This is a genomic window from Cryptosporangium minutisporangium, from assembly GCF_039536245.1.
Classification (GTDB): Bacteria; Actinomycetota; Actinomycetes; order Mycobacteriales; family Cryptosporangiaceae; genus Cryptosporangium; species Cryptosporangium minutisporangium.
In genome coordinates this window covers 182-1,672 of sequence record NZ_BAAAYN010000073.1, presented here as the reverse complement: position 1 = coordinate 1,672, position 1,491 = coordinate 182, and the positions used below count along the sequence as shown (strand labels likewise).

Here is a 1,491-nt window from a genome sequence, read left to right as displayed (position 1 = left end):
TCGGGGACAGCGACAACCACCGGCCTCTCGGCCGGGCGGCTCGCCGGCTCGGCCGGCTCGGTCACGCCGGCGACCAGGACGCGACCAGGTACCCGACGCCGTACGGAGCATCCGCCGACCGCAGCTCGCCCTTCCACGGCCGTCCGTCCGCCGACACCGCCCCGGCGAGGATCTGCCACGGCGCCCGGCCGGCCGCGAGCAGCTCGCGAGCCAGCGCCGGGTCGAGCGCGGCCAGCGCGGCGGTGTCGACGGTGGCCAGCGCGTCCGCCACCGCGGTGTCGAACGGCACCGCACGGGGATCCAGCGCCCCGGGGGCCTTCTCGTCCCGGCTCGCCGAGCCGTCGCCCATCACCAGCAACGCGGTCGGCACGGGGAACCCGGAGATCCGGGAGCCCAGGTCGGCGCACTCGGCGGGGGTCGCGTTCTCGGTGACGACCCGGGCACGAACCGGTCCGGCGTACCCGGCCGCACGCAGCAGCCAGACGCCGATGGTCACCGAGAGCGGCAGCGTGGGCGTTCCGCTCGGGGCCACGTCCGGCACCACCCGGGTCAGCCCGACGGTCACGTCCGCGCCGTAGCCCGCGAGCGAACCGACCGCGTCCGGTGCCGCGCTGCCCGGCGTCGGCCCGGTGCCGACCACCACGACGTCGAGTTCCGATCCGGCCTGGTCCCCCGCCGCGATCAGGTCGCGCACGGCCGTCAGGCAGGTCTCCCGCAGGGTCGCCGCCGCAGTCGCGGCGTCGGCCGCGGGACCGCTCGGCGGTCGCTGCGCGGAAGCACCGGTCAGCTGCGGGACCAGCAAGGGCGGATGAGGGCAGACGGCGGCGGCGAGCAACACGTCGGAAGGGTAACCGGCTGGCCGGAAGCGCCCGGCGCACGGCAACCAGGTATCCGACAGACACGAATTGAGAATTGTTCAGCCGACCCTTGCGCGCCGCCCTGAGCTTGGGGTGCCTGGGAGGCTGAACAAGTCTCGCTGTGCTGTTCGCACGCCCTGTGAGGGCGGTTCGAGCAACATATGCAGCACCGATCGCCCCATCGGTGCGAAGTAGTTAGCCGGAACCTGTGACAATGCTCGTCAGGCAGCCCGCGACCCGGCCTGCGGCCGCAGCGGCGGTGGCGACCGGCTCACCCAGGGTGGCAGCGCAGATGCGGTGGTGAATATACCCGCCACCGGAACGGGAACGAGGATGGTCATGGACACTTCCGGCAGCGACAGCACCGCCGCCACGCCCGCAGGTACGCCTGCGGAGTCGTCGCCCACGGAGTCCGCGGACGTGTCGGCGGCTCCGGCCGCACCTGAGTCGGCCGACGTCACCGCGCCGACCGAGACGACGGAACCGACCGAGCCCACGGCACCGGCCACCGTGACACCGGCCGAGATCGCCGCCGCCATCGCGCCGGCCGCGACCGCCCCCGCGGCGACGCCGGCCACCCCTGCCCCCGCTGAAGCGTCGGACACACCCGCCGCTGAGACACCCGCCGCTGAGA

1 protein-coding gene and 1 pseudogene are annotated in these 1,491 nt (G+C 74.3%); one reads left to right on the top strand and one right to left on the bottom strand.

Annotation, left to right across the window (positions count from 1 at the left end; all coding sequences use genetic code 11):
* Window positions 1-61: 61 nt before the first annotated feature.
* On the bottom strand, window positions 62-838 hold the full coding sequence (locus tag ABEB28_RS40055) for a class III extradiol ring-cleavage dioxygenase family protein (RefSeq protein ID WP_345733543.1): 777 nt from the start codon (window positions 836-838) through the stop codon (window positions 62-64).
* Window positions 839-1,196: 358 nt separating this feature from the next.
* On the opposite strand from ABEB28_RS40055, the pseudogene ABEB28_RS40050 reads away from it, so the two are divergent.
* Window positions 1,197-1,491: pseudogene (locus ABEB28_RS40050) on the top strand (2-oxoglutarate dehydrogenase, E2 component, dihydrolipoamide succinyltransferase); the annotation flags it as partial.